Here is a 26,481-nt window from a genome sequence, read left to right on the forward strand (position 1 = left end):
ATACAAAAAAAGCTACTGTTATAGAAGCCGCCGATATTGCAACACGCTTTAGATAAGTAGACGCCTGCGCCTGCTTGGGCAGGCGCTAGCTGTAAGCTTAAAATCTATAAAGTATAATTGTTAAATGTAATTACATGTTCCCCTATCCAATGATTAAATTCTTGCACCTTTTTTTGCAATGGCAACAGTTCATTTCGAACAAAAACATTAGCTGCTTTCTCCACATCCCCAAACCCTCCAACATTGCTCGGCATGATCCCCATCATCTGCGGTGGAACGCGGTGAGCCGCCATCATGTCATCCCGGCTCACATTCTTGATATTCAGAAACTCATCCTTTGCTGCAACTTCTGACAATGGGATGATCTGAATCCCGTCCTTTTTGCCGTTTGGCGAGTACATAAATAGGTTGCGGAAGTTGCCTGGCCCTTTGGCGCTTTTCATAGCCTGGCGGATATTGTTCACGTCCTCCTGGTTCTGCGCGGCGTCGGTCATGTACATGATAAAACCCGCATGGCTTCCGTTAATGTAATACTTGCGACGGAACAGCGTAGCGGACTCATTCAGCAGTGCGGAGGGAATGGCGGACAGGTATTCCGGCAGGCCGTAAATCTCCTGGTTTAAGTCCGGCTCCATCAGGTGAAAAATGCTGCCTTTGGTGAACTGATACGGCTGCGTGGTCATGCCGTACTGTACGAACCAGTAAGTATCTAGATCCACTCCGCGGCGGGTGTATTTCGCCAGTGACGGCTCAAGCGACAGAATGCCGCCGAGCCGGTTGGTGCGCTTCTCCAGATAGGCGTTACCAAATACCAGATAGTCCTGCACAAACCGGCTGAACGCCTGCTGGCTGAGCAGCGGGTGCGGAATAAAGGTGCTGGTCAGAATATTGCGCTTCACGGCAATTGGTGAGCTGTGATGCACGGCCGCACGGTAGGTGCGCGCCAGCCCGTCAAAACTCACCGGCGGCTCATACCAGCGGTCCATCTGCACGCATTCCACGTAATCCAGCAGCTCGCGACGGTCCAGCACCGGGATCGGGTCGCCAAAGCTGAAGGCTTCTGCCGTTGTCGCGCCGCTGTGCTGAACGCTTTGCGCGGCTGCGGCGCGGTTTTTCTTACTCTTGCCCATCAAAAAATCTCCACAATATTGCTGGTATTGGCGGATTCGCCCTGCAGCGGTTCGTTAAACAGTGCGTGCATCGTCGCCCAGGCCAGATCGGCATGGCTGGCTTCTTCACTGCGACTAGCTTCATAGGTCGGGCGATTGCCGCTGGCCGTAGTGGCGCGGCGGATTGCCATGAAGGACTGCGCGATGTCGGTGTGCCCGGCGTCGAACTCCAGGCGGCGGTGGCTGATAATGTCGTACGCCTTGAGCACCAGGGCGTTTTTAACGTTGGGGTTGTAGACAAACTCGCGCACGGCCGGGAAGAACGCCTTCACGTTCTCGTACACGCCGTGGCCGACGCCGGTGGAATCGATGCCGATATAGGTCACGTTGTACTGCTGCGTCAGCTTTTTGATGGCGTCCGCCTGGGCACGGAAGTCCATCCCGCGCCACTGGTGACGCTCCAGAATGCGGAACTTGCCGCCCGGTACGGTTGGCGGTGCCATGACCACGCAACCTGCGCTGTCACCGTTTTGCGTACCCTTCGCCGGGTCGTAGCCAATCCATACTTCACGCCAACCAAACGGACGCAGCGCCAGGGCATGGAAATCGCTCCAGACTTCCCAGCTGTCCACCATGCAGGCCTGCAGCTCACTGAGCGGAAATACGGACGCCAGATCGTCGATAAACTCGCACATCAGCAGGTTCTGGTATTCGTCCGGGCTGTACTCCATGCGCAGTTGGTCAATGTCGAACAGGTTACAGCCGCCGCGCACCGCATCTTCCACGGTGACAATCTGGCGATACTGCCCGTCCGGACACAGCAGGCCGGGGGCCAGGCTACCGTGGGTTAGGTCAATATCCACCTTGTCTGCTTTGGCGCGGCCCCGGTTAAACAGCGCGCCGGACCAGAACGGATACGCGCTGTGCGTCAGGCTGGACGGCGTGGAGAAGTAGGTCTGACGCCATTTTTTGTGAATGGCCATCCCGGATGCCACCTTGCGCAGCTCCTGGAATTTCGGTATCCAGAAATATTCATCCAGGTAAAGATTGCCGTGATAGCTCTGCGCCGTGCGGGCGTTGGTGCCGAGGAAGTACAGGCACGCGCCGTTGCTGAGCGTCATCGGATCGCCTTTCAGCTCTACATCCACTTCTTTTGCAAAGTCGATGATGTACTGCTTGAAAACATGCGCCTGTGCCTTGCTGGCTGAGAGAAAAATCTGGTTGCGGCCGGTGGTGATGGCGTCAATCAGCGCCTCCCGGGCAAAAAAGAAGGTCGCTCCGATCTGGCGCGATTTGAGCAGATTGCGGATACGGTGGCGGTTGCCTGCCTCGTACCAGTGGCGCTGGTAGGCGAACATCGAGCCGTGGAAAACCTCCTGCAGCTTCTCGATCTGTTCGTCGGTGAAAACATTCTTTTCGGGCTGGCGGCGCGGGCCTTTGTTGCGGTTGGCAACCTTCGGATTTAAATCAGCCTCATTGCCGCCATCGTTAAATTTACCGATCCGGGCGTGGCGCTCTGACTGGCGCGCCAGCAGGTCAATTTCCTTGAAGTCTTTCCCTTCTTTCTGCTCCTTCATAATGAGCTGGCAGTAGCGCGCGGCGGTGGTGAGCTGCATCTGATCCAGCGGCCCATACTCGCCCCACTTGTCGCGTTTCTTCCAGCTGTGAACGGTTGCAACTTTCTCGCCCAGCATTTCTGCAATGCGGGCTATGCGGTATCCCTGAAAGTACAGCAGCATGGCCTGCCGACGGGGATCGAGGTCTGCGGGGGGCATTGTCGTGTTCATGGCCCAAACATACGGCCTTGCCCGGCGGCTTTCCCCGGCTGCGGTTTGTGTGGCTGACCGTACAAGCGCCGCGCGTTGTTTCACTCCCCCCATCACCGCAAACATAAGGCTCCAATAAGTTTTTTCTAACGGAGCACGGCTCATGACAGTGAAAGCAAAGCGTTTCCGCATCGGGGTGGAAGGTGCCACCACCGACGGGCGCGAAATCCAGCGCGAATGGCTGGTACAAATGGCTGCCAGCTACAACCCTGCGGTGTATACGGCGCAAATTAACCTTGAGCACATTAAAGGCTATTCGCCGGATGGCACGTTTAAGCGTTATGGGCATGTCACCGGCTTAACCGCCGAAGAAATCACGGAAGGGCCATTAAAAGGGAAAATGGCGCTGTACGCCGAAATTAACCCGTCGCCTGACCTGATTAGTCTGATTAAGCAGTGGCAAAAGCAATTCACCTCTATGGAAGTCAGCCCGAAATTTGCTGACACCGGCAAGGCCTACCTTGTCGGCCTGGCTGCCACTGACGATCCGGCGAGCCTGGGCACCGAGATGCTGGCTTTCAGTGCCACCGCCAAACAGAACCCGCTGGCTAACCGCAAGCTAAGCCCTGAAAACCTATTTACCGCCGCTGAAGAAACGCTGATTGAACTGGAAGAAACCCAGGACGAAAAGCCGTCCCTCTTTGCCCGCGTATCCGCGCTGTTTACCAAAAAAGAGCAGACCGACGATGCGCGTTTTTCAGACGTGTACAAAGCCGTTGAGCTGGTCGCCACCGAGCAGCAGAACCTGAGCGAGCGCACTGATAAATCTCTGTCAGACCAGGATGCGCGCATTTCTGAGCTTGAATCCTCGCTGCAGGAGCAGCAGGCCGCCTTTGCCGAGCTTCAGCAGCAACTGAGCCATGAAGACAGCCGTAAAGATTACCGCCAGCGCGCACCGGGCGGTGACGCACCGGCAGGCACCCTGACCAATTGCTGATGGAGCATAAAACCCGATGAAAAAGAATACCCGCTTTGCCTTTAACGCCTACCTGCAGCAGCTGGCGCGCCTGAACAATGTGGAAGTGGAAGAGCTTTCCAGCAAGTTCACCGTGGACCCGTCCGTGCAGCAGACGCTGGAAGACCAGATCCAGCAGTCCGCCGCTTTCCTGACGCTGATTAACATCACGCCGGTTGCGGAACAGTCCGGCCAGCTGCTTGGCCTGGGCGTTGGCTCCACCATTGCCGGAACCACCGACACCACCACCAAAGAGCGCGAACCTACCGATCCGATGCTGATGGAGGACGTGGAATATAAATGCGAACAGACCAACTTTGACACGGTGCTGACCTACGCAAAGCTGGACCTATGGGCGAAATTCCAGGACTTCCAGGTGCGTATCCGTAACGCCATCATCAAGCGTCAGGCGCTGGACCGCATCATGATCGGCTTTAACGGTGTGAAGCGTGCCAAAACCTCTAACCGCGGTGAAAACCCACTGCTGCAGGACGTGAATAAGGGCTGGCTGCAGAAAATCCGCGAAGACGCGCCGGACCACGTTATGGGCAGTACCACCCAGGGCGGCATCACCACGGCAGGCGCGGTGAAGGTGGGCAAGGGCGGCGACTATGTCAACCTGGACGCCGTGGTGATGGATGCGGTTAACGAGCTGATCGACGTGGTTTACCAGGATGATGACGAGCTGGTTGTTATCTGCGGCCGCGAGCTGCTGTCTGACAAGTATTTCCCGCTGGTTAACAAAGAGCAGGAAAACAGCGAGAAAATTGCCGCCGATCTGATTATCAGCCAGAAACGCATGGGCGGCCTGCAGGCGGTGCGTGCGCCGTTCTTCCCGGCCAATGCCCTGCTGATCACCCGTCTGGATAACCTGTCCATCTACTGGCAGGAGGACACCCGCCGCCGTTCTGTTATCGACAACCCGAAACGTGACCGGATTGAAAACTTCGAATCCGTCAACGAAGCGTATGTGATTGAAGATTATCGCTGCGCGGCCCTGGTCGAAAATATCGAAATCGGTGATTTCAGCGCGTCAGCTGCGACGGAAGGTGGGGAGTAACGCATGAGCCTGAGTCCCGCACGGCAGCACCGCCTGCGCATTCAGGCCGAACAGGCCGCCCGGGAGGGCGGCAGTGTTCGCCATGCGTCCGGCTATGACCTGATGCTGCTGCAGCTGGCAGAAGACCGCCGCCGCCTAAAGGGTGTCCAGTCCACCGTGAAAAAGGCGGCAATCAAGGTGGAGCTTCTGCCGAAGTATGCCGCATGGGCGGAGGGCGTGCTGGCTGCCGGAGGTGCGCAGCAGGATGACGTGCTGATGTACGTGATGCTGTGGCGTATCGACGCCGGTGATTATGTCGGTGCGCTGGAAATCGGGCGTCATGCGCTGCACCATGGCTGGGTGATGCCACTAGGCAACCGCAACGTGCAGACCGTTTTGGCGGAAGAAATGGCGGACGCCGCACAAAGCGCCCTGCTGGCCGCCACTGGTTTTGATGCCGATCTGCTCTTGCAGACGCTGGACCTGACAACAGATCTGGATATGCCGGACCAGTCCCGGGCACGTCTGCACAAAGCCATCGGCGCGGTACTAACCGAAAGCAACCCAGCTTCTGCCCTTAATCACCTTACCCATGCGCTGCAACTCGATCCCCGCTGCGGCGTGAAAAAAGAAAAGCAGCAGCTGGAGCGCAGATTGCGCAGTGACAGCTGCTAACGAACGTGCCCCGCGCACGGGCGGCACGGGGTGGCGAAAGGCACTGCCACATCAAAACCTCGTCCACCGCCCACTCTTTCAGGAGAAAGCCGCATGCAGTTTATTGCGCCAGAACAGGCACCGGAACAGGCGGACGTTATTAAAAATACGCCGTTCTGGCCCGATGTGGACCTGTCGAAGTTTCGCAGCGTGATGCGAACTGACGGCACGGTGACGCAGCCCCGTCTCAGGCAGGTTGCACTGACAGCCATTTCCGAAGTTAACGCTGAGCTGTACGACTTCCGCAACCGCCAGCAGATGCTGGGCTACCGGGATCTGGCTGAGGTGCCGGCGGAAATGCTGGACGGCAAAAGCGAGCGCATCCAGCACTACCTTAACGCCGTGTATTGCTGGGCGCGCGCCGTGCTCAATGAGCGTTACCAGGATTATGACGCCACGACGTCGGGAATAAAGCGAGGGGAGGAGCTGGCGGAGGCCTGCGGCGATCTGTGGCGTGATGCCCGCTGGGCTATCAGCCGGGTGCAGGATGCAGCGCACTGCACGGTGGAGCTTATCTGATGAAAGTGCGTGCGCACCAGTATGACACGGTGGACGCGCTTTGCTGGCGTCATTACGGGCGCACGCAGGGTGTCACCGAGCAGGTTCTGCAGACAAATCCGGGGCTGGCTGAGTATGGCCCTTTTTTACCGCACGGACTGCAGGTGGAGCTGCCGGATATTCCGGCGACAACCACGGCGCAGACCGTCCAGCTATGGGACTGAATTATGACGCTTGAACGAATCAGCGCCTTTATCACTTACTGCGTTGCCCTGCTTCTGGCATGGCTCGGCGATTTGTCTCTTAAAGATGTATCGACCATTACCGGTCTTGCGCTGGGCATTATTACTGCAGCGGTGACCTGTTATTTACGCTGGAAAGCCTATCAGCTGCTGCGGGACGGCAGAATATCCAGGGGGGAATATGAGTCCTTCAATCGTTAAGCGTTGCCTGGTCGGCGCGGTGCTGGCGATTGCCGCCACGCTGCCGGGCTTTCAGTCGCTTCATACCTCCGTCGAGGGGCTGAAACTGATTGCTGATTTCGAAGGGTGCCGCCTGCAGCCATACCAGTGCAGCGCCGGGGTCTGGACTGACGGGATCGGCAATACGTCCGGGGTAGTGCCGGGCAAAACCATAACGGAGCGAGAGGCCGCGCAGGGGCTGATTAATAACGTGTTGCTGACGGAAAAAAGGATTGAAGCCTGCCTGCAGGTTAAGCCACCTCAGCATGTTTACGATGCCATGATTAGTATCGGCTTTAATGTCGGAACGGGAGCAATCTGCCGGTCAACAATGGTTTCTTACATCAATCGCCAGCAATGGTGGCAGGCGTGCAACCAGCTCCCCCGCTGGGTTTATGTAAATGGTCAACGGAATAAAGGGCTGGAAAACCGGCGCGCCCGTGAGCTTGCCTGGTGCCTTAAAGGGGCAGGGGCATGACGCGCGCGCTGGCGGTGATCCTGGCTCTGGTGCTGGCATTGCTGGGCTGGCAGTCATGGCGGCTTAACAATGCCGGTTACACCATCGGGACGCAGGCTGAGGCGCTTAAAAAGAACAAGCAGGAGCTGACGAAGAAAAACAGCCAGCTCATCAGCCTGTCCATTCTTACCGAAACAAATAGCCGGGCGCAGATGCAACTTTATGCTGCAGCGGAGGAGACTTCCGCACTGTTGCGGAGTCGCCAGCGCCGGATCGAGGAGCTAAAACGTGAAAACGAGGATTTACGCCGCTGGGCTGACACTCTTTTGCCTGCTGACATTATCCGGCTGCGGGACCGCCCGGCCCTCGCCGGAGGTGCAGCTTACCGTGAGTGGTTGTCCAAAAGTGACCCAGTGCCGTCTGGACAGGTCAGCGCCGCGCAGTAATGGGGATCTGAATCAGGTGCTGGATGAGACTGAGGCCGCCTGGGCGGCATGTGCCGACAAAGTGGACACGATTATTGCGTGTCAGGAGCGAGACAGTGAACAAGCCGCAGTCCTTACGCAACGCCCTGAATAAATCGGTGGCGTATGTTCGTGACAACCCGGACAAACTGCACCTTTTTGTTGATAACGGTTCGCTGGTTGCAACCGGCGCCCGTTCAATGTCATGGGAATACCGCTACACCCTGAACGTGGTGATTGAAGATTTTAGCGGCAATCAGAATTTAGTGATGGCGCCCGTGCTGCTCTGGTTAATGACCAATCAACCGGACGCCATCAACAACCCGGAACTGCGCGAAAAACTTTTTACCTTTGACGTCGATATCCTGAGCAACGATCTGTGTGATTTCAGTCTCAATCTGCAGCTCACGGAGCGCGTGATTGTCAGCACAGACGGCACCGTATCGAGCGTTGAAGCGGTGCCGGAACCCGATGTATCCGAAGAAATGTGGACGGTGAAACGTGGATGACCTGCAGAGGGTGGATGACTGGCTGGCGGCCCTGCTGGCGAATCTGGAACCGGCAGCCCGCAACCGTATGATGCGACAACTGGCGCAGGAGCTGCGCCGGTCGCAACAGCAAAACATCAGGCTGCAGCGCAATCCAGACGGCACCGCTTTTGAGCCGCGCCGGGTAACGGCCAGAAGTAAAAAGGGGCGCATAAAGCGCCAGATGTTCGCCAAATTGCGCACCACTAAATACTTGAAAACCGCCGCCACTGCGGACTCTGCCAGTGTGCAGTTTGATAGGAAAGTCCAGCGCATCGCCCGTGTTCACCATTATGGGCTGCGTGATCGAGTCAGGCGCAATGGCCCGGAGGCCCGGTACGCAGAGCGCCGACTGCTGGGTTTTAACAATGACGTGGAAGTTCTGACCCGTGATTTATTGCTGCGCTGGTTATCACACTGATTGTTGTTGCATCGGTGGATTCATCTTATGTGGCCTAAGGCTTATAAATGGTTCATGATCTATCCAAGAGTCCCAATTTATTGATTCATCATCAAAATTGATGTATTTCATTAGAACCAAAGGGAGAAGTAATTTTAGGTTCGATGAATAATCCTTTAAGTAAATAATGCTTTCAGGCTTGCTGTCTTGAGTAAAAGCTATGTATTCGCCATTGTGAAATAGAGAGTTACGCAGTTTACAGTAATGCATCATATTTCTTTGCTTTACAGGGTTTCCATCTTTAGAAACATCAAAGCCATATTCTTTCAATGCTGATGATAATATTTGAGGAGACCTTCCTGGTTTGAAGTCTTTTTGAATGTATCGGCATAACGATTCTAATGCTGAAAAGTTTAGGAAGTAATCAACATCAACATAGCTCATGCTTTCTCGAAACGAAACCATGGATTTATAGAAAGCAGTTCTGAAGGGGTTCTGATCCGATTTAACATTTTCCGCTAGTTTCCTCATGGCAAGAGCAATGAAGATTGCACGACTTTGTGGGAAGAAGTAATCCTCAAGGATTATTTTTCCAGGGCCTTTTTTTCGCTGAGCATTCAGCTTTCGGGGAAGTGTAGAGCCAAAATTGGTAGGGCTTTCATTTTCCTCAAGTGAACCGCCAATTATTACGTTTTTTTGTTCTATGAAACTGAGTACTGCGGTTAAATCAAAAAGGGTGTGGGAAATTTCTGCGTAATATTTAGGTGAAGGAGTAAAGAAGCCGGTTAAGATATAATTGGTTCCATCGCACTTGTTTTCATTCAACTCTTTAGCAGAGGTGAAAATTGGTGTTAATACGCCACCATCAAAAATGACTTCTTTCGTAAAATTATAACCATAGATAGCAATTGGTGTCATCTTTAGCCCTTTCTCAGTTCCTAGCCATTGTATGGTTGGCCATACATATCAGGTTCCATGCCTCAGATTAAATGTTTATGCAAATATCGTCGACATGAACGCACAACTTACCGAAATCATGCGCCTTATCACCAACTTGATCCGCACCGGCACCGTAACCGAAGTGGACCGGGAAAACTGGCTGTGCCGGGTGAAAGTGGGCGAGCTTGAAACCAACTGGATTAACTGGCTGACTCTGCGCGCGGGCGGTGCCCGTACATGGTGGTGTCCGTCGCTGGATGAGCAGGTGGTGGTGCTGAGTATGGGCGGCAATATGGAAACCGCTTTTGCCTTACCTGCGATCTATTCCAACCAATTCGCGCCGCCGTCGGACTCCGTGGACGGATGCGTAACGGAATACCCGGACGGTGGCTGGTTTGAATATGAACCTGCGACCGGCCGCTGGCATGTGCGGGGCATCAAATCCATGGTGATCGAGGCTGCAGATAACATAACCCTGAAAACGGGGGAATTTGTGGTGGAAGCAAGCAACACGCGCATAAACAGCGAGGTGGTGATCAATGGTGGCGTCACCCAGGGCGGCGGTGCCATGAGTTCTAACGGGATCGTAGTCGATAAACACGGTCATACCGGCGTTAAATCCGGCGGTGATACATCGGGAGGCCCGGTATGACGCTTTATATCGGCATGAGTCAGGGCAACGGCAGGGCCATTACCGACACGGACCACCTGCGCCAGTCGGTCCGGGATATTCTGCTGACCCCGCAGGGGAGCCGCATTGCACGGCGGGAATACGGCTCGCTTCTGTCTGAACTGATAGACCAGCCGCAGAACCCGGCGCTACGCCTGCAGGTAATGTCTGCGGTCTATGTGGCTCTGAGTCGCTGGGAGCCACGGCTTACCCTGGATTCCATCACCATAGACAGCAGTTTTGATGGTTCGATGGTGGTTGAGCTTACCGGGCAGCGTGATAACGGTGCGCCGGTTTCACTTTCGGTATCAACAGGAGCAGACAATGGCAGTCATTGACCTTTCTCAGTTGCCCGCCCCGCAGATAGTGGATGTGCCGGATTTTGAAACGCTGCTAAACGAGCGGAAAGCCGCGTTTATGGCCCTTTATCCAGCAGACGAGCAGGACGCGGTAAGGCGCACGCTTGAGCTGGAGTCTGAACCCGTGACCAAGCTCCTGCAGGAAAATGCGTATCGTGAAATCCTCCTGCGCCAGCGCATTAACGAGGCGGCGCAGGCGGTCATGGTGGCTTATGCCATTGGCGGCGATCTCGATCAGATGGCGGCCAACTACAACGTGAAGCGGCTGACGGTTACTCCTGCAGATAACGACGCGGTGCCGCCGGTCGCAGCGGTAATGGAAAGTGATGAGGCGCTGCGCCTGCGTGTTCCTGCTGCATTTGAGGGGCTGTCCGTTGCGGGGCCGACGGCGGCTTATGAGTTTCACGCTAAAAGCGCTGACGGGCGAGTGGCTGACGCTAGCGCAACCAGCCCGGCACCGGCGGAGGTGGTGCTTACCGTGCTGAGCCGTGAGGGCGACGGAACGGCAGCGGCGGATCTGCTGGCGGTGGTTGAACAGGCGCTTAACAGTGAGAACGTGCGGCCGGTTGCTGACCGTTTGACGGTGCGCAGCGCTGAAATTATTCCGTACAGCGTGGATGCGACGATCTTTCTTTACCCGGGGCCAGAAGCTGAGCCGGTGATGGAGGCGGCAAAAGCCAGCCTGCAGAAATATATCGCCAGCCAGACGAGGCTGGGGCGCGATATTCGCCGCAGTGCTATTTATGCCGCGCTGCATGTGGAAGGTGTGCAACGTGTTGAGCTGGCCTCGCCGCTCGCTGATGTGGTGCTGGATAAGACACAAGCCGCTTCATGTACGGAATGGAGCGTAACCAACGGGGGGACGGATGAATAGTCTGCTTCCTCCTGGTTCATCGCCGCTTGAGCGCCACCTGGCGCAGACCTGCAGCGGAATTTCCGATCTGCAGGTGCCGCTGCGCGATTTATGGAATCCGGCAACATGCCCGGTCAAGTTTCTGCCATATCTGGCGTGGGCCTTTTCGGTTGATCGCTGGGACGAAGGATGGGCGGAGAGCGTGAAGCGCCGCGTGGTGCAGGATGCGTTCTATATCCATCAGCACAAGGGCACAACCAGCGCTGTGCGGCGTGTGGTGGAGCCGTTCGGTTTTCTGATCCGCATCATTGAATGGTGGCAGACCGGCGAGGCGCCGGGTACGTTTCGCCTGGATATTGGGGTGCAGGACCAGGGCATAACAGAGGAAACCTATCTGGAGCTGGAGCGCCTCATCGGTGACGCCAAACCCTGCAGCAGGCACCTGATCGGCATGTCCATAAATCTGCAGACGAGCGGGCCATATTTTGTGGGGGCTGTCACTTACAGCGGCGAAGAAATCACGATTTACCCGTATATCAACGAAACCATCATTTCCGGTGGTTCTGCCTACGAGGGCGGTGCCGTCCATGTTATTGACACAATGAGAGTGAATCCATGAGCGCAAAATTTTATACCCTGCTGACGGATATCGGCGCGGCGAAACTGGCAAATGCCGCCGCGCTCGGTGTTCCGCTGAAAATTACACAGATGGCGGTGGGGGATGGCGGTGGCGTGCTGCCAACGCCAAACGCACAACAGACAAAGCTGGTCGGTGAAAAACGCCGTGCAGCTCTGAATATGCTGTATATCGATCCGCAGAACAGCAGCCAGGTGATCGCTGAGCAGGTGATACCCGAAACTGAGGGCGGTTGGTGGATTCGTGAGGTTGGTCTGTTTGATGAAACCGGCGCGCTGATTGCTGTCGGTAACTGCCCGGAGAGCTACAAGCCGCAGCTGGCAGAGGGGAGCGGCCGCACGCAGACAGTGCGCATGGTGTTAATTACCAGCAGCACCGATAACATTACGCTGAAAATTGATCCTTCCGTGGTGCTCGCTACCCGTAAATACGTGGATGATAAGGTACTGGAGCTCAAGGTGTATGTGGATGATTTGATGGCAAAGCATACCGCCGCCAGCGATCCCCATACGCAGTATGCGCCGAAAGCCAGTCCGACATTCACCGGCACGCCAAAAGCGCCGACGGCTGAGGCAGGCAATATTTCCACGCAGCTTGCAACCACGGCCTTTGTGCAGGTAGCGATTGCGGCACTGGTGGACTCATCGCCTGGCGCGCTGGATACGCTGAACGAACTGGCTAAAGCACTAGGCAACGATCCGAACTTTGCCACCACTATGACCAATGCGCTTGCCGGGAAAATGGATAAATCAGCTAATGGCGCAGATATTGCAGATATTTCCGCGTTTCTGAATAACCTTGGTCTGGGGGCAGGCTCCGCTCTGCCAGTTGGTGTGCCTGTTCCATGGCCTCTTACTACAGCTCCCGCTGGCTGGCTGAAGTGCAATGGTGCAGCCTTTACTGCTGCGCAGTATCCGAAGCTGGCACAGGCGTATCCGGGGCTAAAACTTCCTGATTTGCGCGGCGTGTTTATTCGCGGCTGGGACGATGGGCGGGGGCTGGATAGTGGCCGCGCTATTCTGTCGTATGCTGCTGATAAGTTGAGGAAGCACACACACGCGTTATTGTTTGGTAATGGTGATGGGGGCGAAACTCCTGCTGTTCATGAATCTTACCGTAAGAGTTCAGCGACCGTTTATTTTGCTTATTCGGGGAGCAGTGGCGTGTATTTATCCGATGAGGGCCAGAACGAAACCGCGCCATGCAATGTGGCATTTAACTACATCGTGAGGGCCGCATAATGCAAAGCGCAGTTATAGAAAATGGATTTGCCGTCGTGGCTGGTGAGGTTGTTGTGTTTAATTATGACAGTCTGACGCGGGTTTATTTGTCGCAAACAACGGAGTTTATTCCCGTGGGCGTCAGCATTCCTGCAAATGCCTGTACGGACATGCCACTGGCAGCAAAAAAAGGTTATGTTGTCTGCCGGAACAGTCAACTGACCGGATGGGAATATCTGGCAGATCATCGCGGTGAAACCGTCTGGAATATCAGAACCGGGGCGGAGCAGCAAATTACCGTGCCGGGCGATTATCCTGCTGATACGACTATTTACCCGCCATCGACACCATATGATAAGTGGAACGGTGAGCGCTGGGTAACAGATGAGGCGGCGAAAGCAGCTGCAGTAATTGCCGAAGCTACAGCAACAAAAGCAGAACTCATTAAAAGCGCCGCTGCCAAAATCGAACCCCTGCAGGATGCTGTTGATCTGGATATGGCAACAGATGAAGAAAAGAGCCGCTATGATGCCTGGCGAAAATACCGCGTATTGCTGACGCGCGTGGATACATCGCAGGCCCCCGATATTAACTGGCCTGAACCTCCCGAAGATTAATCCCGTCCCCGCAACTGCGGGGATTTTTTACCTCTTCCATTGTGTCATTCCCTATACATAGCCCAGCGCGTGCGCCGCGTGCATATCAACCAGAACATAGACACACCCCCTGTAAACCGGAGAGACTGCCATATGGCTCAGGATTACCACCACGGGGTGCGCGTTGTTGAAATCAACGAGGGCACCCGACCTATCACCACGGTGAGCACCGCCATCGTGGGCATGGTCTGCACCGGCGATGATGCTGATGCGTCCATGTTTCCCCTTAATAAGCCGGTCCTGCTGACCGATGTGCTGACCGCCAGCGGTAAAGCGGGCGAATCTGGCACGCTGGCCCGTTCGCTGGATGCGATTGCCGACCAAGCTAAACCGGTGACCGTCGTTGTGCGCGTTGCGCAGGGTGAAACCGAAGCGGAGACAACCTCTAACATTATCGGCGGCGTGACAGCCGACGGTAAAAAAACAGGCATGAAAGCGCTGTTATCTGCGCAGTCCCAGCTCGGCGTTAAGCCGCGCATTCTGGGCGTGCCAGGGCACGACACGCAGGCGGTAGCTACTGAGCTGTTGAGCGTGGCGCAGAGTCTGCGCGGGTTTGCTTATCTGTCCGCCTACGGCTGCAAAACGGTAGAGGAGGCTATTGCCTATCGCGCTAATTTCAGCCAGCGCGAGGGGATGCTTATCTGGCCTGATTTCATCAGTTTTGACACCGTGCTGAATGCTGACGCAACGGCTTACGCTTCAGCCCGTGCGCTTGGTCTGCGTGCCAAAATTGACGAGCAGACCGGCTGGCATAAATCCCTGTCTAACGTGGGCGTGAACGGCGTCACCGGCATTTCTGCGGATGTGTTCTGGGATTTGCAGGACCCGGCAACCGATGCAGGGCTGCTGAACCAGAACGATGTCACCACGCTGATCCGCAAAGACGGTTTCCGCTTCTGGGGCTCCCGCTGCCTCAGTGACGATCCTCTGTTTGCCTTTGAAAACTACACCCGAACCGCGCAGGTACTGGCTGACACCATCGCCGAAGCGCACATGTGGGCGGTTGATGGCGTGCTTAACCCGTCGCTGGCCCGCGACATTATCGAAGGTATTCGCGCCAAACTGCGCAACCTGAAAACGCAGGGCTACATCATCGGCGCCGACTGCTGGCTGGATGAGTCCGTAAACGATAAAGATTCCCTGAAAGCCGGGAAGCTCACTATCGATTACGACTATACGCCGGTACCACCTCTGGAAAACCTGATGCTGCGCCAGCGCATCACCGATCAGTATCTGCTGGATTTCTCCAGCCAGGTCAGCGCGTAAGGGGACAATATGGCTTTACCACGCAAGTTAAAACACCTGAACCTGTTTAACGACGGGAATAACTATCAGGGGATCGTTGAGTCTCTGACCCTGCCAAAATTCGGCCGCAAGTTTGAAAAGTATCGCGGCGGCGGTATGCCCGGTTCGGCTGATGTTGATCTGGGGCTGGATGATGGCGCGCTGGACACGGAATTTTCAATCGGTGGCACCGAACTGCTGTTATTCAAACAGATGGGTAAAGCCACCGTTGACGGTATCCAGCTGCGTTTCACCGGCTCCATTCAGCGTGACGATACCGGCGAAGTGCAGGCCGTTGAGCTGGTTGTGCGCGGGCGACATAAAGAAGTCGATTCCGGCGAATGGAAAACCGGGGAGAGCAACACCACAAAAGTCAGCAGCACCAACAGCTACGCGAAGCTGACCATTAGCGGCGAGGTGCTCTATGAGGTTGATGTGATCAACATGATTGAAATCGTTGATGGCGTGGACCTGATGGAAGAACACCGCAACGCCCTGGGCCTCTGATCTACTTTAAAGGCGCGGACAGCCGCGCCAGTACCTTATTAACAGGAAATGACAATGAGCGAACAACAGACTGAAAAAACCGTACAGCTGGACAGCCCAATCAAACGCGGTAAAACCGAAATTGCCGAAATTGTGCTGCGCAAGCCGCAGTCCGGCGCACTGCGTGGCACTCGTCTGCAGGCGATCATGGATATGGACGTCGGCGCGATGATGACGATTATTCCCCGCATCTCCACGCCCGCGCTGACCGCTCAGGAAATGGCTGAAATGGACCCCGCCGATCTCACCGCGCTGTCGGTTGAGGTGGTCACTTTTTTGTTGAAGAAATCGGTGCTTGCCGGTTTGCCGACAGCCTGACGGTAGAAGACCTGGTGGCTGATATCGCCACCATTTTTCACTGGCCGCCGTCCGTCACTGACGTTATGCCGCTGACCGAAGTGCTGGAGTGGCGGCATAAAGCGATTCAGAGAAGCGGGGCCAGCGATGAGTGACACTAACCTGCGTTTGCAGGTAATTCTCAATGCGGTTGATAAACTCACCCGCCCATTCCGATCAGCGCAGGCCAGTTCTAAAGAGCTGGCTACCGCCATTCAGCAAAGCCGCGCAAGATTAAAAGAACTGGACGCCCAGGCGGGCCGTATTGACGGTTTCCGCAAGGCAAGCGCGCAGCTGGCCGTCACCGGCAACAGTCTTAAAGCCGCACGCGAAGAAGCGGCGAAGCTTGCCACGCAGTTCTCGGCCACTAACCGGCCGACGGCGGCGCAGGCGCGTCTGCTGGAGCAGGCAAAAAACCGCGTTAACGAGCTGCAGAGCAAATACAACGGCCTGCGTCAGTCGGTGCAGCGTCAGCGTCTTGCGCTCAATGAGGCCGGGCTGGACACCAAAAAGCTGAGCAGTGCGCAGCGGGAGCTGCGGCAGAATGCCGACGAAACCCGGCAGGCGCTGGACCGACAGCAGAAATCCCTTAAACGCCTGGGCGAGCAGCAGGCCCGTATGAACGCCGTCCGCGATCAGTATTCGCGGCGCCTTGAGGTGCGGGATCGTATTGCGGGCGCCGGAGCAACGACTACTGCCGCCGGGCTGGCGATGGGCGCGCCGGTGATGGCTGCCGTTAAAAGCTATGCCAGCATGGAAGATGCGATGAAAGGCGTGGCAAAGCAGGTTAACGGGCTGCGGGACGACAACGGCAACCGCACAAAACAGTTTTATGACATGCAGGATGCCATCAAGGCCGCCAGTGAACAGCTGCCGATGGAGAATGGCGCCATCGACTATGCCGCGCTGGTTGAAGGTGGCGCCCGCATGGGCGTGACAAACCAGAACGATTCTTACGAAGACCAGAAGCGTGACCTGCTGGCCTTTGCATCCACTGCTGCAAAGGCCGCAACGGCATTCGAGCTGCCCGCTGATGAGCTGGCGGAGGGGCTGGGGAAAATCGCGCAGCTCTATAAAGTGCCGACCCGCAATATTGAACAGCTTGGCGATGCCCTGAACTACCTGGACGATAACGCCATGTCTAAGGGCGGCGATATCATCAATGTGCTGCAGCGCATGGGCGGCGTGGCTGAACGGCTTGATTTCCGCAAGGCGGCCGCGCTGGGTTCCACCTTCCTGTCTCTGGGCGCCGCGCCTGAAATTGCCGCCAGCGCATCAAATGCGATGGTGCGCGAACTGTCGATTGCAACCATGCAGAGCAAGCGGTTCATGGAAGGTACGGATCTGCTGAAACTCAATCCAGAAGAGATTGAAAAGCAGATGACAAAGGACGCAATGGGGACCATTCAGCGCGTGCTGGAGAAGGTCAACAAACTGCCGCAGGACAAGCGCCTGTCCGCCATGACGATGATATTTGGCAAGGAGTTTGGCGATGATGCGGCGAAGCTTGCAAACAACCTGCCGGAGCTGCAGCGACAGCTGAAACTCACATCAGGCAATGAGGCTAACGGCTCCATGCAGAAAGAATCCGATATCAATAAGGATTCACTTTCCGCGCAGTGGTTGCTTGTGAAAACTGGCGCGCAGAACGCTTTCAGTAGCCTGGGTGAAACCCTGCGCCAGCCGCTGATGGATATCATGGGGTACGTCAAAAACGTTACCGGGGCACTGCGTCGATGGGTTGAGGCTAACCCGCAGCTGGCGGGCACGCTGATGAAAGTGGCTGCAGCCACAGCTGCGATCACCGTTGTGCTCGGCACGCTGGCGGTGGCCGTTGCTGCCGTGCTGGGGCCGCTGGCGGTGATCCGTTTTGGCCTGTCCGTGCTGGGTGTAAAAACACTCCCCTCCGTTATGTCTGCAGCGACCCGCACCGGCGGCGCGCTGTCCTGGCTGGCAAATGCGCCGCTTTCCCTGTTGCGTCGTGGCCTGGCTGCATCCGGCAGCAGCGCCGGATTGCTGGCGTCTCCCCTTAACTCCCTGCGCCGTTCTGCCGGGCTGGCTGGCAATGCGCTGAAAGCGCTGGCCGGTGCGCCGCTTGCTGTCCTTCGCGGCGGAATGTCTGGTATTCGCAACATTATCGCCATGGTAATGAATCCGCTGGCCGCGTTGCGCGGGGGATTATACGCAGCCGGTGGCGTGCTGCGTTTTCTGGCGTCCGGCCCGCTTGCCCTCCTTCGCGTTGCGCTGTACGGGATTTCTGGATTGCTGGGCGCCCTGCTTAGTCCGATAGGGCTCGTTGTGGCGGCGCTGGCTGGCGTGGCGCTTGTTGTCTGGAAATACTGGCAGCCGATAAGCGCATTTTTAGGCGGAGTGGTTGAAGGATTCAAAGCTGCAGCTGCACCTATCAGTGCGGCGTTTGAGCCACTGCAGCCTGTTTTCCAGTGGATAGGTGACAAGGTCCAGGCATTGTGGGGCTGGTTTACTGATCTGCTGACGCCGGTTAAATCCACCTCTGCAGAACTGCAAAGCGCGGCGTCGATGGGACGGCAGTTTGGGGAAGCGCTGGCGGCAGGGCTGAACATGGTCATGCACCCGCTGGATTCGCTTAAATCGGGCGTGTCCTGGCTGCTTGAAAAACTCGGCATCGTCAGCAAGGAGGCGGCCAAAGCGAAGCTTCCTGAGCAGGTCACGCGGCAGCAGCCAGCCACGGTAAACACAGACGGTAAAGTGGTGCTGCCGCCTGGCGGATTCCCGCCGATGGGTTTTGCTGGCATGTACGACAGCGGCGGTACCATTCCGCGCGGCCAGTTCGGCATCGTGGGTGAGAATGGCCCTGAGATTGTTAACGGGCCCGCCAATGTCACCGGCAGGAAACGGACTGCTGATCTGGCGAGGATGGCGGCAACGCTCAATCCTTCCCGGCCGGAACCGGCCAGCGCTAAACAACGTCCTGAACGCGGGATAGTTCTGCCGCCTGATAGTGTGAACGGTCCGGCAAATCTTCCGGTAAGCAATCGCACTACTGAACTGGTGAAACTGGCGGCAACAGTAAGCCCCGTTCGTGATGTAACAGCCAGCCCGGAGCAACGGCCTGAAAGCAGGTTAATACTGCCTCCTGAGATTGTTAACGCCCCGGTAAATCGTCCTGGTCGGGATCGTGCTGCGGAGCTGGCTGATATCGCTGCGGCTGTCATGCCAGCACCGGCCCTTGCGGAAATCACGGATAACAGGGCTGACCCGATGGCTATGCGCCAGAAGGTGTTCGCTTCCGTGGTCGCTGGGGTAATGGGCCTGGCGGCTGCCCCGGCAGAAGCCGCACCACTTCATCCGTACAGTGTACCTGTCAGGACGCAACCGGCGCCATCGGAGAAGACAGAGAGACAGCCGCAGGTCATTAAGTACGAGATAAGCGCGCCAATTCATATTGTCGCCCAGCCAGGGCAAAGCGCGCAGGATATCGCCCGCGAGGTGGCCCGGCAGCTTGATGAGCGTGAGCGCAGGGCCAGGGCAAAAACACGCAGTAATTTCAGTGATCGAGGGGGGTACGAATAATGATGATGGTGCTGGGGTTGTACGTATTCATGCTGCGAACAGTGCCCTATCAGGAGCTGCAGTATCAGCGCAGCTGGCGGCACGCAGCCAACAGCCGGGTTAACCGGCGCCCGTCAACGCAGTTTCTTGGACCGGATAACGATACGCTTACTCTGTCCGGTGTCCTGCTGCCGGAGATTACCGGCGGCAGGTTGTCTTTGCTGGCGCTGGAGCAGATGGCGGAGCTGGGAAAAGCCTGGCCTCTGATTGAGGGGAGCGGGACGATTTACGGCATGTTTGTGATCGAGAGTCTGAGCCAGACAAAAACAGAATTTTTTGAGAGCGGTATGCCCCGACGCATCGAATTTTCGCTGAGCCTGAAACGGGTGGATGAGTCGCTGTCTGATATGTTCGGCAGCCTCAGCGACCAGCTCAGTAATTTGCAGGAATCTGCCACCTCTGCGATAGGCAATATGAAAAATACGGTTGGAGGGTTACTGCAGTGAATTTCAGCTCTGATCTCCTGAACCTAAACAGCAAAACTCCCGGTTTCAGTATCATCATTGAAGGTAAAGATGTGACTACCGTTCTGGATGCGCGCCTGATGAGTTTGACGCTGACGGATAACCGGGGCTTTGAAGCGGACCAGCTTGATCTGGAACTGGACGACTCGGACGGGCTAATCGTTCTGCCGCGTCGGGGGGCCATTATTCAGTTTGCGCTGGGGTGGAAAGGTCAGCCGCTTTTTCCGAAAGGGGCGTTTACTGTCGATGAGATTGAGCACAGCGGCGCGCCTGACCGTCTCACAATCCGCGCGCGTAGTGCAGATTTCCGTGAAACCCTTAACACGCGGCGTGAAAAGTCCTGGCACCAGACAACGGTGGGCGAAGTTGTGAAGGAAATCGCGGGCAGGCATAAATTAAAGATGGCGCTGGGAAAGGACCTGTTGGACAAGCCTATCGATCATCTTGACCAGACTAATGAAAGCGACGCCAGCTTTTTGATGAAGCTGGCACGGCAGTATGGGGCGATAGCCTCAGTTAAGGACGGAAATCTGTTGTTTATTCGCCAGGGGCAGGGCAGAACGGCAAGCGGTAAGCCGCTGCCGGTTATCACCATAACCCGCCAGGCCGGTGACGGTCATCGTTTTACCCTGGCAGATCGCGATGCCTATACGGGGGTGATTGCCAGCTGGCTCCATACCCGTGAGCCAAAGAAAAAAGAGACAGCAAAGGTTAAGCGCCGTCGAAAGAAAACCACCGCGACAAAGGAGCCGGAAGCAAAACAGGGAGATTACCTGGTTGGAACGGATGAAAACGTGCTGGTACTCAACAGAACTTATGCAAACCGCAGTAATGCAGAGCGAGCGGCAAAGATGCAGTGGGAGCGCCTGCAGCGCGGGGTGGCAACATTCTCCCTGCAGCTCGCAGAGGGAAGGGCTGATCTGTATACCGAAATGCCGGTGAAGGTGAGCGGCTTTAAACAGCCTATTGATGAAGCGGAATGGACGATCACCACGCTCACGCATACGGTCAACGCTGACAGTGGTTTTACAACCAGCATTGAGTTGGAGGTGAAAATTGACGATCTCGAAATGGAATAAGTGGTTCTCAATATTGAATAATGGTGTATCATTATTGTGAATTAAGCAAAGATAAAAGGGGGATTGATAAATGATGAATTGTCCGTTGTGCGCTCAGGCCGCACACACACGCAGCAGTTTTCAAGTCTCCACTCAAACCAAGGAGCGTTACAACCAGTGCACCAATATTGAGTGCGGGCATACGTTCGTCACGCATGAAACTTTTGTTCGTTCAGTGTGCCGACCACAAAAAATCAGCTCTGCACCACCTCATCCGCAAGGGATGCAGGAACAATTAGTTTACTGATACTAACCCGCCACTGGCGGGTTTTGAATAATATCGAGACAGTTATTTGATTTTTGACGCAAGAAGAATATAAATGATTTTTTAAAATTAAAACTATTTTATAAATACTTTGTTGTTATTGTTTTAATATTTTTTATGAATTATTTTATTTTAAATATTTCATGAATAGAGAATTTTTTTAATTCATCGCTCTCGTGTTCAACTCTGCCCCTTTCTTCATTAAATTCATTAAATAAATCATCAAATGGTCTATGAGTTAAAGAGTTGTATGGGGAGTTGGGGTTTATCTCATTTACTAGTGCTATATACATATTTGTTGCCTTCATGCCTAACTCAAAAGCATCAGCGGTAAGTTGGTCTAATCTTATTCCGTTCTCTGTGTTTAAGCTTATATTCCAGCGAGTTAGTGAACCAATTGTAGATCTTGTTTTGTAGGCTGAACTTGTTGCTTTTTCGATGTTTTTTGATGCTTCATCAAGTTGTTTAACTAACTGAGGGTCCTTGGGATTATTAGTGTTTTTATAAATATTAATAAGTGTCATATTTAAAAATAGGCTTGAAAAGCTATCTATGCAATCATCGAGAGACATCAATGCTGTATCTATTTTACTAATGGCATTATCGGACAGTTTATCTTTAAATAAGTTGGATATATTTTTGAATGCACGAACGGCGTAGGTAGCTAAAATAATATTTGTGGTGGCTATTATAATGTCACTTACAGTCCCAGTATAGTTTGGGGCAATGCTTAATGAACGGAGATAAAGATAAATAAACTGCATACAGACTAAGATGAAAAGTACAAAAACTATTATCACAAGATATTTATTAACTGGCATTTTTTTGTTCAGGTTGAAGTCCATAGTAGCCTCAAATTGAGATTAAATTACAGCTTGAAAGTAGCAACGCGTGTCCGATCACTCATAAGAATAGGAGGCAATATGACTGTACCCAACCCTAGCGCATTGCTATCGCCATTTTGCCGCCACGGCCAAAGAAAAAAGGGTTACGTTTTCACGTAACCCCTTGTTTTATTTGGTGGAGCTGGCGGGAGTTGAACCCGCGTCCGAAATTTCTACATCCTCGGTACTACATGCTTAGTTTGTCTTTACATTCGCACGCCAGCTGCGGACAGACACGCCACTAACGAACTAGCCTGATTAGTTTTAACGCTTCAACCCCAGGCAGGGCTTCCACGCGATCTCTTTTGGGTTTGACCTCTCTTTGATCCCCGTCTTAAGAGCGGAAGCTAGGGAGAGAGGGCTCAGAGCAGGTTATTAAGCTGCTAAAGCGTAGTTTTCGTCGTTTGCGACTATTTTTTTGCGGCTTTTAACGAGGCAAACCGCCCCTCGGCATGCACCTTGGGTTTCGCAAATCCCGTCGAATCCAGAATCAGCCCCAATAGTGTTGAACTCAGTATACCAGATTTCACTTCCTGGATACCAGCCCGGAATGCTAACTTATTGAATAGTACAATAAGTGTGCAGAATCAACGTCCTGCGTTTTTCATGATGCGCGCTTTATCCAACTGCCACTCGCGCTCTTTCAGGTCAGTACGCTTGTCGTGCTGTTTTTTACCTTTGGCGACGCCAACTTTCACTTTGCACCAGGCATTTTTCCAGTACAGCGACAGGGCAACCACGGTGAAACCTTCACGGTTGATGCGTCCGTAGAGGGATTCCAGCTCACGCTTGTTCAGCAGCAGCTTACGGGTGCGCGTTGGGTCACAGACGTAGTGCGACGAGGCGACGGTCAGCGGCGTAAAGTTCGCGCCGAATAGGAAGGCTTCGCCATCTTTCAGGATCACGTAGCTGTCGCCGATGTTGGCTTTACCGGCGCGCAGCGATTTTACTTCCCAGCCCTGCAACGCAAGGCCAGCTTCGAATTCTTCTTCAATGAAATACTCATGGCGAGCACGCTTGTTGAGCGCAATGGTCGCCGAGCCTGGTTTATGTGCTTTTTTCTTCGTCATAAGTGTCGTAAAGCCGTCGGTAATCTGATTTCAAAAAGTCACCTCATTGCGTCCTGTGAGGTCTAACGCGCTATCTTAGCACGAGATGAGGCTTAGCGTTTTTTTAACAGGTGATAAATGTTATTATTTGTCCGTTGTGTGACCATGGAAAATGCTATGCCTCAGATTAGCCGTACTGCGCTCGTTCCTTACAGCGCGGAACAAATGTATCAGTTAGTGAACGATGTTCAGTCTTATCCAGAGTTTATCCCGGGATGTACCGGGAGCCGCGTTCTGGAGTCAGGCCCGACGCAGATGACTGCGGCGGTGGATGTCTCCAAAGCGGGGATCAGCAAGACGTTCACCACCCGCAATACGCTGACCAACAATCAGAGTATTTTGATGCATCTGGTGGATGGTCCATTTAAGACCCTGATGGGTGGCTGGAAGTTTACGCCCCTGAGCGCTGACGCCTGCCGCATTGAGTTCCATCTGGACTTTGAGTTCACCAATAAGCTGATTGAGCTGGCGTTTGGCCGCATCTTTAAAGAGCTGGCGTCAAATATGGTTCAGGCGTTCACCACCCGCGCCAAAGAGGTTTACAGTGTCGCATAAGATCGCTGTGGAAGTGGTGTACGCGCTGCCGGAAAAGCAGTACCTGCAGCGCGTAATGCTGGAAGAGGGGGCAACCGTAGAGGCGGCTATCCGCGCGTCCGGCATTCTTGAGCTTTGCAGCGATATCGACCTGGCGAAGAATAAGGTCGGGATTTACAGCCGTCCGGTGAAGCTGGGCGACGTGTTGAGAGAGGGCGACCGGGTGGAGATTTATCGTCCGCTGATTGCTGACCCGAAAGAGCTGCGTCGCCAGCGCGCGGAGAAGGCGGCTAAGTAGCGTGTTTCCCCCTTACCCTGTCCCTCTTCCCAAAGGGGCGAATGGATAAAGAAAAACAAAAAAGGTGCTCATTGAGCACCTTTTTGCATTTTTGGCTTCTGATTATTTGGTCAGAGCAGGTTTGTTGTCGATGTTGGTCAACACACCGGCGCTGCTGAAGGTCAGCGTCAGGGTCTGCTGGGTCACGCTTTCGTGGCCTGGCTGCTGACGGAATACATAAAACCAGGTGTTAGTGCCGAACGGATCGGTCATCATCGGGGTTCCCAGTGCATAAGCGACCTGCTGTTGTGTCATCCCCACGCGGATTTTGGACACATCGTTAGGGGTAAGGTAGTTCCCCTGGTTGATGTCAGGACGGTAAACCACTTTCTCCAGAGTGGAACAGCCTGCGGTCAACATCAGAAGAACCGCTGCGGCAGCGGTCAGCATTTTACAACGCATAGTGATTTGATTCCTTTTCGGGCCCGAGCAGAACGCGGCTCATATGTAATATGCCGATGATAATAGACCTTGCCCCACTTTGAAACCGGTCTGGCGGCGTTTTTGTTGTTCTGTATGACCCTGAGATCCCGAAAAAGTTTATGCCGCCAGCAGTTCTTTCGCGTTCGCGAGCGTATTACGCGTGACTTCACTGCCGCCGAGCAGGCGCGCCAGCTCCTGCAGACGGGCACGTTTATCCAGCGGCTTCATGTGCGTTTCGGTCATTTCGCCGTCGGTTTCTTTGCTGACAATAAAGTGATGATGACCACAGCCCGCGACCTGCGGCAGGTGGGTGACACACATCACCTGCGTTGATTCACCTAGCTGACGCAGCAGTTTACCCACCACTGCCGCCGTTGGGCCGCTGATGCCGACATCCACTTCATCGAAAATCAGCGCCGGGGTTTCCATTTTACGCGCGGTAATCACCTGAATCGCCAGCGCAATACGCGACAGTTCACCGCCGGATGCCACTTTGGAGATAGCCTGCAGCGGCTGCCCCGGGTTGGTGGTGACGCGGAACTCGATGCGATCCGCCCCTTCTGCCGTCAGGTGGTTCTCTTCAAAACGGACATCAATGGTGAACACGCCGTGCGGCATCGCCAGCGTGTGCATGCTGTCGGTGATGTGCTGGCTGAGTTCCTGAGCGTAATGCTGACGGATCTCATGCAGTTTTTTCGCCGTGGTCAGCGCCTGCTGATGATGCAGGTTCACGGCCAGAGAGAGGGTTTCCTGCGAATCCGCCTGATCGTCAAGCTGCTGCTGTTCTTCGAGCAGAGACTGATAGTAGCCTGGCAGTTCTTCCGGCGTGACATGGTGCTTGCGCGCCAGTGAAATTTGACGAGAAAGGCGCTGCTCCAGTTCAAACAGGCGGTTCGGGTCGAGGTCCAGCCGCTCACAGTAATGACGCAGTTCGTCACTGGCTTCTGAGATTTGAATCGCGGCCTCTTCCAGCATATCCAGTACGCCAGAGAGTTTGCTGTCCATGCCGGCCAGTTCGGTGACCAGTTGACGGACATTGTACAGCTGGCTCTGCAGGTTTACGTCTTCGCCATCTGCGAGCATGTTGAGCGCATTCTGGCTGGTTGAGAGCAGGTGGCCGCTGTTCGCCAGGCGCTTGTACTCTTCGTCAATTTGTTCAAACTCACCCGGCTGCGGATTGAATTCGTTCAGCTCTTTTAGCTGGTACGCCAGCAGCTCCGCACGCGCGGCGCGCTCCTGGCTTTGCTGCTGGTGCTGGGCGAGCTCGCGGCAGCTTTGATGCCACTGGCGATAGTGCTCCGCCATAAGCTGAGTAAGCGCGTACTCACCCGCATAGCCATCAAGCAGCGCTTTCTGCTGCTCTGGTTTAACGAGTTGCTGATGCGCATGCTGACCGTGGATCTGGATTAGCAACTGGCCGAGTTCGCGGAGCTGGGAGAGCGGAACCGCCGTGCCGTTGATAAAGCCACGCGAGCGTCCGTCGCTGCTGATCACGCGGCGAAGTAAACACTCACGTCCATCTTCAAGCTGGTTCTGTTCCAGCCAGCGCAGGGCAGCAGGGGTGTCTTTCAGGGAGAAACGTGCGCAAAGATCGGCACGGTTTGAGCCCATGCGCACCATGTCACCCTCTGCACGGCCGCCAAGGCACAAGCCGAGGGCATCAATGGCAATGGATTTACCCGCACCGGTTTCCCCGGTGATCGCCGTCATGCCGCTGTGGAAATCGATCTCAAGCTCACGAACAATGGCAAAGTTGCTGATGGTCAGTTGTGCCAGCATAATTGTTTTCCTGTATGAAAAACCATA

Annotated in this window: 34 protein-coding genes and 1 other RNA gene; 27 read left to right on the forward strand and 8 right to left on the reverse strand. The window is 54.9% G+C overall.

The genetic code is table 11. The annotated features are described in order from the left end of the window. Nucleotides 1–104: 104 nt before the first annotated feature. Together USG84_RS21775 and USG84_RS21780 are read right to left on the reverse strand one after the other, a co-directional pair. Nucleotides 105–1,130 carry a phage portal protein gene (locus USG84_RS21775; RefSeq protein WP_248113419.1) on the reverse strand — a complete coding sequence of 342 codons (1,026 nt, stop codon included), beginning with the start codon at nt 1,128–1,130 and terminating at the stop codon, nt 105–107. Further along, nucleotides 1,130–2,896: a terminase ATPase subunit family protein gene (locus tag USG84_RS21780; protein ID WP_151412949.1), complete on the reverse strand. Its 1,767-nt coding sequence runs from the start codon at nt 2,894–2,896 to the stop codon at nt 1,130–1,132. The genes USG84_RS21775 and USG84_RS21780 overlap by 1 nt, the downstream gene beginning before the upstream one ends. 142 nt (nt 2,897–3,038) lie before the next feature. Between USG84_RS21780 and USG84_RS21785 the strand changes: the two genes are divergently transcribed. The 11 genes from USG84_RS21785 to USG84_RS21835 all read left to right on the forward strand — a co-directional run bounded on the left by USG84_RS21785 (nt 3,039) and on the right by USG84_RS21835 (nt 8,471). Further along, nucleotides 3,039–3,872 carry a GPO family capsid scaffolding protein gene (locus USG84_RS21785; protein ID WP_248113421.1) on the forward strand — a complete coding sequence of 278 codons (834 nt, stop codon included), beginning with the start codon at nt 3,039–3,041 and terminating at the stop codon, nt 3,870–3,872. A 16-nt stretch (nt 3,873–3,888) separates the two neighbouring features. After that, on the forward strand, nt 3,889–4,950 hold the full coding sequence (locus USG84_RS21790; RefSeq protein ID WP_151412947.1) for a phage major capsid protein, P2 family: 1,062 nt from the start codon (nt 3,889–3,891) through the stop codon (nt 4,948–4,950). Between the two features lie 3 nt (nt 4,951–4,953). Further along, nucleotides 4,954–5,604 carry a phage terminase small subunit gene (gene gpM, locus USG84_RS21795; RefSeq protein WP_151412946.1) on the forward strand — a complete coding sequence of 217 codons (651 nt, stop codon included), beginning with the start codon at nt 4,954–4,956 and terminating at the stop codon, nt 5,602–5,604. A 93-nt stretch (nt 5,605–5,697) separates the two neighbouring features. Beyond that, nucleotides 5,698–6,162 (forward strand): head completion/stabilization protein, encoded by a 465-nt coding sequence (locus USG84_RS21800; RefSeq protein WP_151412945.1) that lies wholly within the window; start codon nt 5,698–5,700, stop codon nt 6,160–6,162. Continuing rightward, on the forward strand, nt 6,162–6,365 hold the full coding sequence (locus USG84_RS21805) for a tail protein X (RefSeq protein ID WP_151412944.1): 204 nt from the start codon (nt 6,162–6,164) through the stop codon (nt 6,363–6,365). The genes USG84_RS21800 and USG84_RS21805 overlap by 1 nt, the downstream gene beginning before the upstream one ends. 3 nt (nt 6,366–6,368) lie before the next feature. Then, complete coding sequence (locus tag USG84_RS21810) at nt 6,369–6,584, forward strand: hypothetical protein (protein ID WP_014884902.1); 216 nt, start codon at nt 6,369–6,371, stop codon at nt 6,582–6,584. Then, nucleotides 6,565–7,080, forward strand: coding sequence for a lysozyme (locus USG84_RS21815; protein ID WP_151412943.1), 516 nt, complete (start codon nt 6,565–6,567; stop codon nt 7,078–7,080). The genes USG84_RS21810 and USG84_RS21815 overlap by 20 nt, the downstream gene beginning before the upstream one ends. Continuing rightward, nucleotides 7,077–7,505: an Rz-like lysis system protein LysB gene (lysB, locus tag USG84_RS21820; RefSeq protein WP_151412942.1), complete on the forward strand. Its 429-nt coding sequence runs from the start codon at nt 7,077–7,079 to the stop codon at nt 7,503–7,505. The genes USG84_RS21815 and lysB overlap by 4 nt, the downstream gene beginning before the upstream one ends. Continuing rightward, nucleotides 7,390–7,638 carry an Rz1-like lysis system protein LysC gene (gene lysC, locus USG84_RS21825; RefSeq protein WP_227743268.1) on the forward strand — a complete coding sequence of 83 codons (249 nt, stop codon included), beginning with the start codon at nt 7,390–7,392 and terminating at the stop codon, nt 7,636–7,638. Before lysB ends, lysC begins: the two co-directional genes overlap by 116 nt. After that, nucleotides 7,601–8,032 (forward strand): phage tail protein, encoded by a 432-nt coding sequence (locus USG84_RS21830; protein WP_151412941.1) that lies wholly within the window; start codon nt 7,601–7,603, stop codon nt 8,030–8,032. The genes lysC and USG84_RS21830 overlap by 38 nt, the downstream gene beginning before the upstream one ends. Further along, nucleotides 8,025–8,471 (forward strand): phage virion morphogenesis protein, encoded by a 447-nt coding sequence (locus USG84_RS21835; RefSeq protein WP_151412940.1) that lies wholly within the window; start codon nt 8,025–8,027, stop codon nt 8,469–8,471. The genes USG84_RS21830 and USG84_RS21835 overlap by 8 nt, the downstream gene beginning before the upstream one ends. Here USG84_RS21835 and USG84_RS21840 read toward each other — a convergent pair. Continuing rightward, entirely contained in the window at nt 8,463–9,368 is a 906-nt protein-coding gene (locus USG84_RS21840) for a hypothetical protein (protein WP_248113423.1), read from the reverse strand. The genes USG84_RS21835 and USG84_RS21840 overlap by 9 nt on opposite strands. Before the next feature lie 94 nt (nt 9,369–9,462). Here USG84_RS21840 and USG84_RS21845 point away from each other — a divergent pair, with 94 nt between their 5' ends. From USG84_RS21845 to USG84_RS21910, 14 genes are all read left to right on the forward strand, one after another. Next, nucleotides 9,463–10,041 carry a phage baseplate assembly protein V gene (locus USG84_RS21845; protein ID WP_151412939.1) on the forward strand — a complete coding sequence of 193 codons (579 nt, stop codon included), beginning with the start codon at nt 9,463–9,465 and terminating at the stop codon, nt 10,039–10,041. Further along, the gene (locus tag USG84_RS21850) at nt 10,038–10,397 is read left to right on the forward strand and encodes a GPW/gp25 family protein (protein WP_110108660.1); all 360 of its coding nucleotides are present in this window, start codon (nt 10,038–10,040) and stop codon (nt 10,395–10,397) included. Before USG84_RS21845 ends, USG84_RS21850 begins: the two co-directional genes overlap by 4 nt. Then, nucleotides 10,384–11,292, forward strand: coding sequence for a baseplate assembly protein (locus tag USG84_RS21855; RefSeq protein WP_058670697.1), 909 nt, complete (start codon nt 10,384–10,386; stop codon nt 11,290–11,292). Before USG84_RS21850 ends, USG84_RS21855 begins: the two co-directional genes overlap by 14 nt. Continuing rightward, on the forward strand, nt 11,285–11,890 hold the full coding sequence (locus USG84_RS21860; protein WP_151412938.1) for a phage tail protein I: 606 nt from the start codon (nt 11,285–11,287) through the stop codon (nt 11,888–11,890). Before USG84_RS21855 ends, USG84_RS21860 begins: the two co-directional genes overlap by 8 nt. Beyond that, the gene (locus USG84_RS21865) at nt 11,887–13,149 is read left to right on the forward strand and encodes a phage tail protein (protein WP_151412937.1); all 1,263 of its coding nucleotides are present in this window, start codon (nt 11,887–11,889) and stop codon (nt 13,147–13,149) included. The genes USG84_RS21860 and USG84_RS21865 overlap by 4 nt, the downstream gene beginning before the upstream one ends. After that, nucleotides 13,149–13,745 (forward strand): tail fiber assembly protein, encoded by a 597-nt coding sequence (locus USG84_RS21870; protein ID WP_151412936.1) that lies wholly within the window; start codon nt 13,149–13,151, stop codon nt 13,743–13,745. Before USG84_RS21865 ends, USG84_RS21870 begins: the two co-directional genes overlap by 1 nt. Nucleotides 13,746–13,877: 132 nt before the next feature. Next, nucleotides 13,878–15,050 (forward strand): phage tail sheath protein, encoded by a 1,173-nt coding sequence (locus USG84_RS21875; RefSeq protein WP_047749060.1) that lies wholly within the window; start codon nt 13,878–13,880, stop codon nt 15,048–15,050. 9 nt (nt 15,051–15,059) lie between these two features. Continuing rightward, nucleotides 15,060–15,575, forward strand: coding sequence for a phage major tail tube protein (locus tag USG84_RS21880; RefSeq protein ID WP_151412935.1), 516 nt, complete (start codon nt 15,060–15,062; stop codon nt 15,573–15,575). Nucleotides 15,576–15,629: 54 nt separating this feature from the next. Then, entirely contained in the window at nt 15,630–15,932 is a 303-nt protein-coding gene (locus tag USG84_RS21885; protein WP_151412934.1) for a phage tail assembly protein, read from the forward strand. Nucleotides 15,933–15,946: 14 nt separating this feature from the next. Then, complete coding sequence (locus USG84_RS21890; RefSeq protein ID WP_007848878.1) at nt 15,947–16,066, forward strand: GpE family phage tail protein; 120 nt, start codon at nt 15,947–15,949, stop codon at nt 16,064–16,066. Further along, nucleotides 16,059–19,502: a phage tail tape measure protein gene (locus USG84_RS21895; protein WP_320738454.1), complete on the forward strand. Its 3,444-nt coding sequence runs from the start codon at nt 16,059–16,061 to the stop codon at nt 19,500–19,502. The genes USG84_RS21890 and USG84_RS21895 overlap by 8 nt, the downstream gene beginning before the upstream one ends. Continuing rightward, a complete protein-coding gene (locus USG84_RS21900; protein ID WP_014884887.1) occupies nt 19,502–19,987 on the forward strand; it encodes a phage tail protein in 486 nt (161 codons plus the stop codon). Before USG84_RS21895 ends, USG84_RS21900 begins: the two co-directional genes overlap by 1 nt. Then, complete coding sequence (locus USG84_RS21905) at nt 19,984–21,084, forward strand: phage late control D family protein (RefSeq protein ID WP_151412933.1); 1,101 nt, start codon at nt 19,984–19,986, stop codon at nt 21,082–21,084. Before USG84_RS21900 ends, USG84_RS21905 begins: the two co-directional genes overlap by 4 nt. A 70-nt stretch (nt 21,085–21,154) precedes the next feature. Beyond that, nucleotides 21,155–21,370, forward strand: coding sequence for an ogr/Delta-like zinc finger family protein (locus USG84_RS21910; protein ID WP_151412932.1), 216 nt, complete (start codon nt 21,155–21,157; stop codon nt 21,368–21,370). A 140-nt stretch (nt 21,371–21,510) separates the two neighbouring features. Here the strand turns inward: USG84_RS21910 and USG84_RS21915 are convergent, their stop codons facing one another. From USG84_RS21915 to smpB, 3 genes are all read right to left on the reverse strand, one after another. Continuing rightward, nucleotides 21,511–22,233: a hypothetical protein gene (locus USG84_RS21915; RefSeq protein WP_151412931.1), complete on the reverse strand. Its 723-nt coding sequence runs from the start codon at nt 22,231–22,233 to the stop codon at nt 21,511–21,513. Nucleotides 22,234–22,406: 173 nt separating this feature from the next. Continuing rightward, nucleotides 22,407–22,770: a transfer-messenger RNA gene (ssrA, locus tag USG84_RS21920) on the reverse strand. A gap of 89 nt (nt 22,771–22,859) precedes the next feature. Further along, complete coding sequence (gene smpB / locus USG84_RS21925; RefSeq protein WP_008502505.1) at nt 22,860–23,342, reverse strand: SsrA-binding protein SmpB; 483 nt, start codon at nt 23,340–23,342, stop codon at nt 22,860–22,862. A 156-nt stretch (nt 23,343–23,498) separates the two neighbouring features. On the opposite strand from smpB, the gene USG84_RS21930 reads away from it, so the two are divergent. Next, nucleotides 23,499–23,936, forward strand: coding sequence for a type II toxin-antitoxin system RatA family toxin (locus tag USG84_RS21930; RefSeq protein ID WP_008502504.1), 438 nt, complete (start codon nt 23,499–23,501; stop codon nt 23,934–23,936). Next, complete coding sequence (locus USG84_RS21935; RefSeq protein WP_320738455.1) at nt 23,926–24,213, forward strand: RnfH family protein; 288 nt, start codon at nt 23,926–23,928, stop codon at nt 24,211–24,213. Before USG84_RS21930 ends, USG84_RS21935 begins: the two co-directional genes overlap by 11 nt. A gap of 102 nt (nt 24,214–24,315) precedes the next feature. Here the strand turns inward: USG84_RS21935 and bamE are convergent, their stop codons facing one another. Both bamE and recN read right to left on the reverse strand, forming a co-directional pair. Next, complete coding sequence (gene bamE, locus USG84_RS21940) at nt 24,316–24,654, reverse strand: outer membrane protein assembly factor BamE (protein WP_028014132.1); 339 nt, start codon at nt 24,652–24,654, stop codon at nt 24,316–24,318. Between the two features lie 138 nt (nt 24,655–24,792). Beyond that, nucleotides 24,793–26,454: a DNA repair protein RecN gene (gene recN, locus USG84_RS21945; RefSeq protein WP_253543109.1), complete on the reverse strand. Its 1,662-nt coding sequence runs from the start codon at nt 26,452–26,454 to the stop codon at nt 24,793–24,795. Nucleotides 26,455–26,481: the final 27 nt, after the last annotated feature.

The sequence above is a fragment of the Enterobacter sp. 168J2 genome (genome assembly GCF_034107265.1).
Taxonomy (GTDB): Bacteria; Pseudomonadota; Gammaproteobacteria; order Enterobacterales; family Enterobacteriaceae; genus Enterobacter; species Enterobacter nematophilus.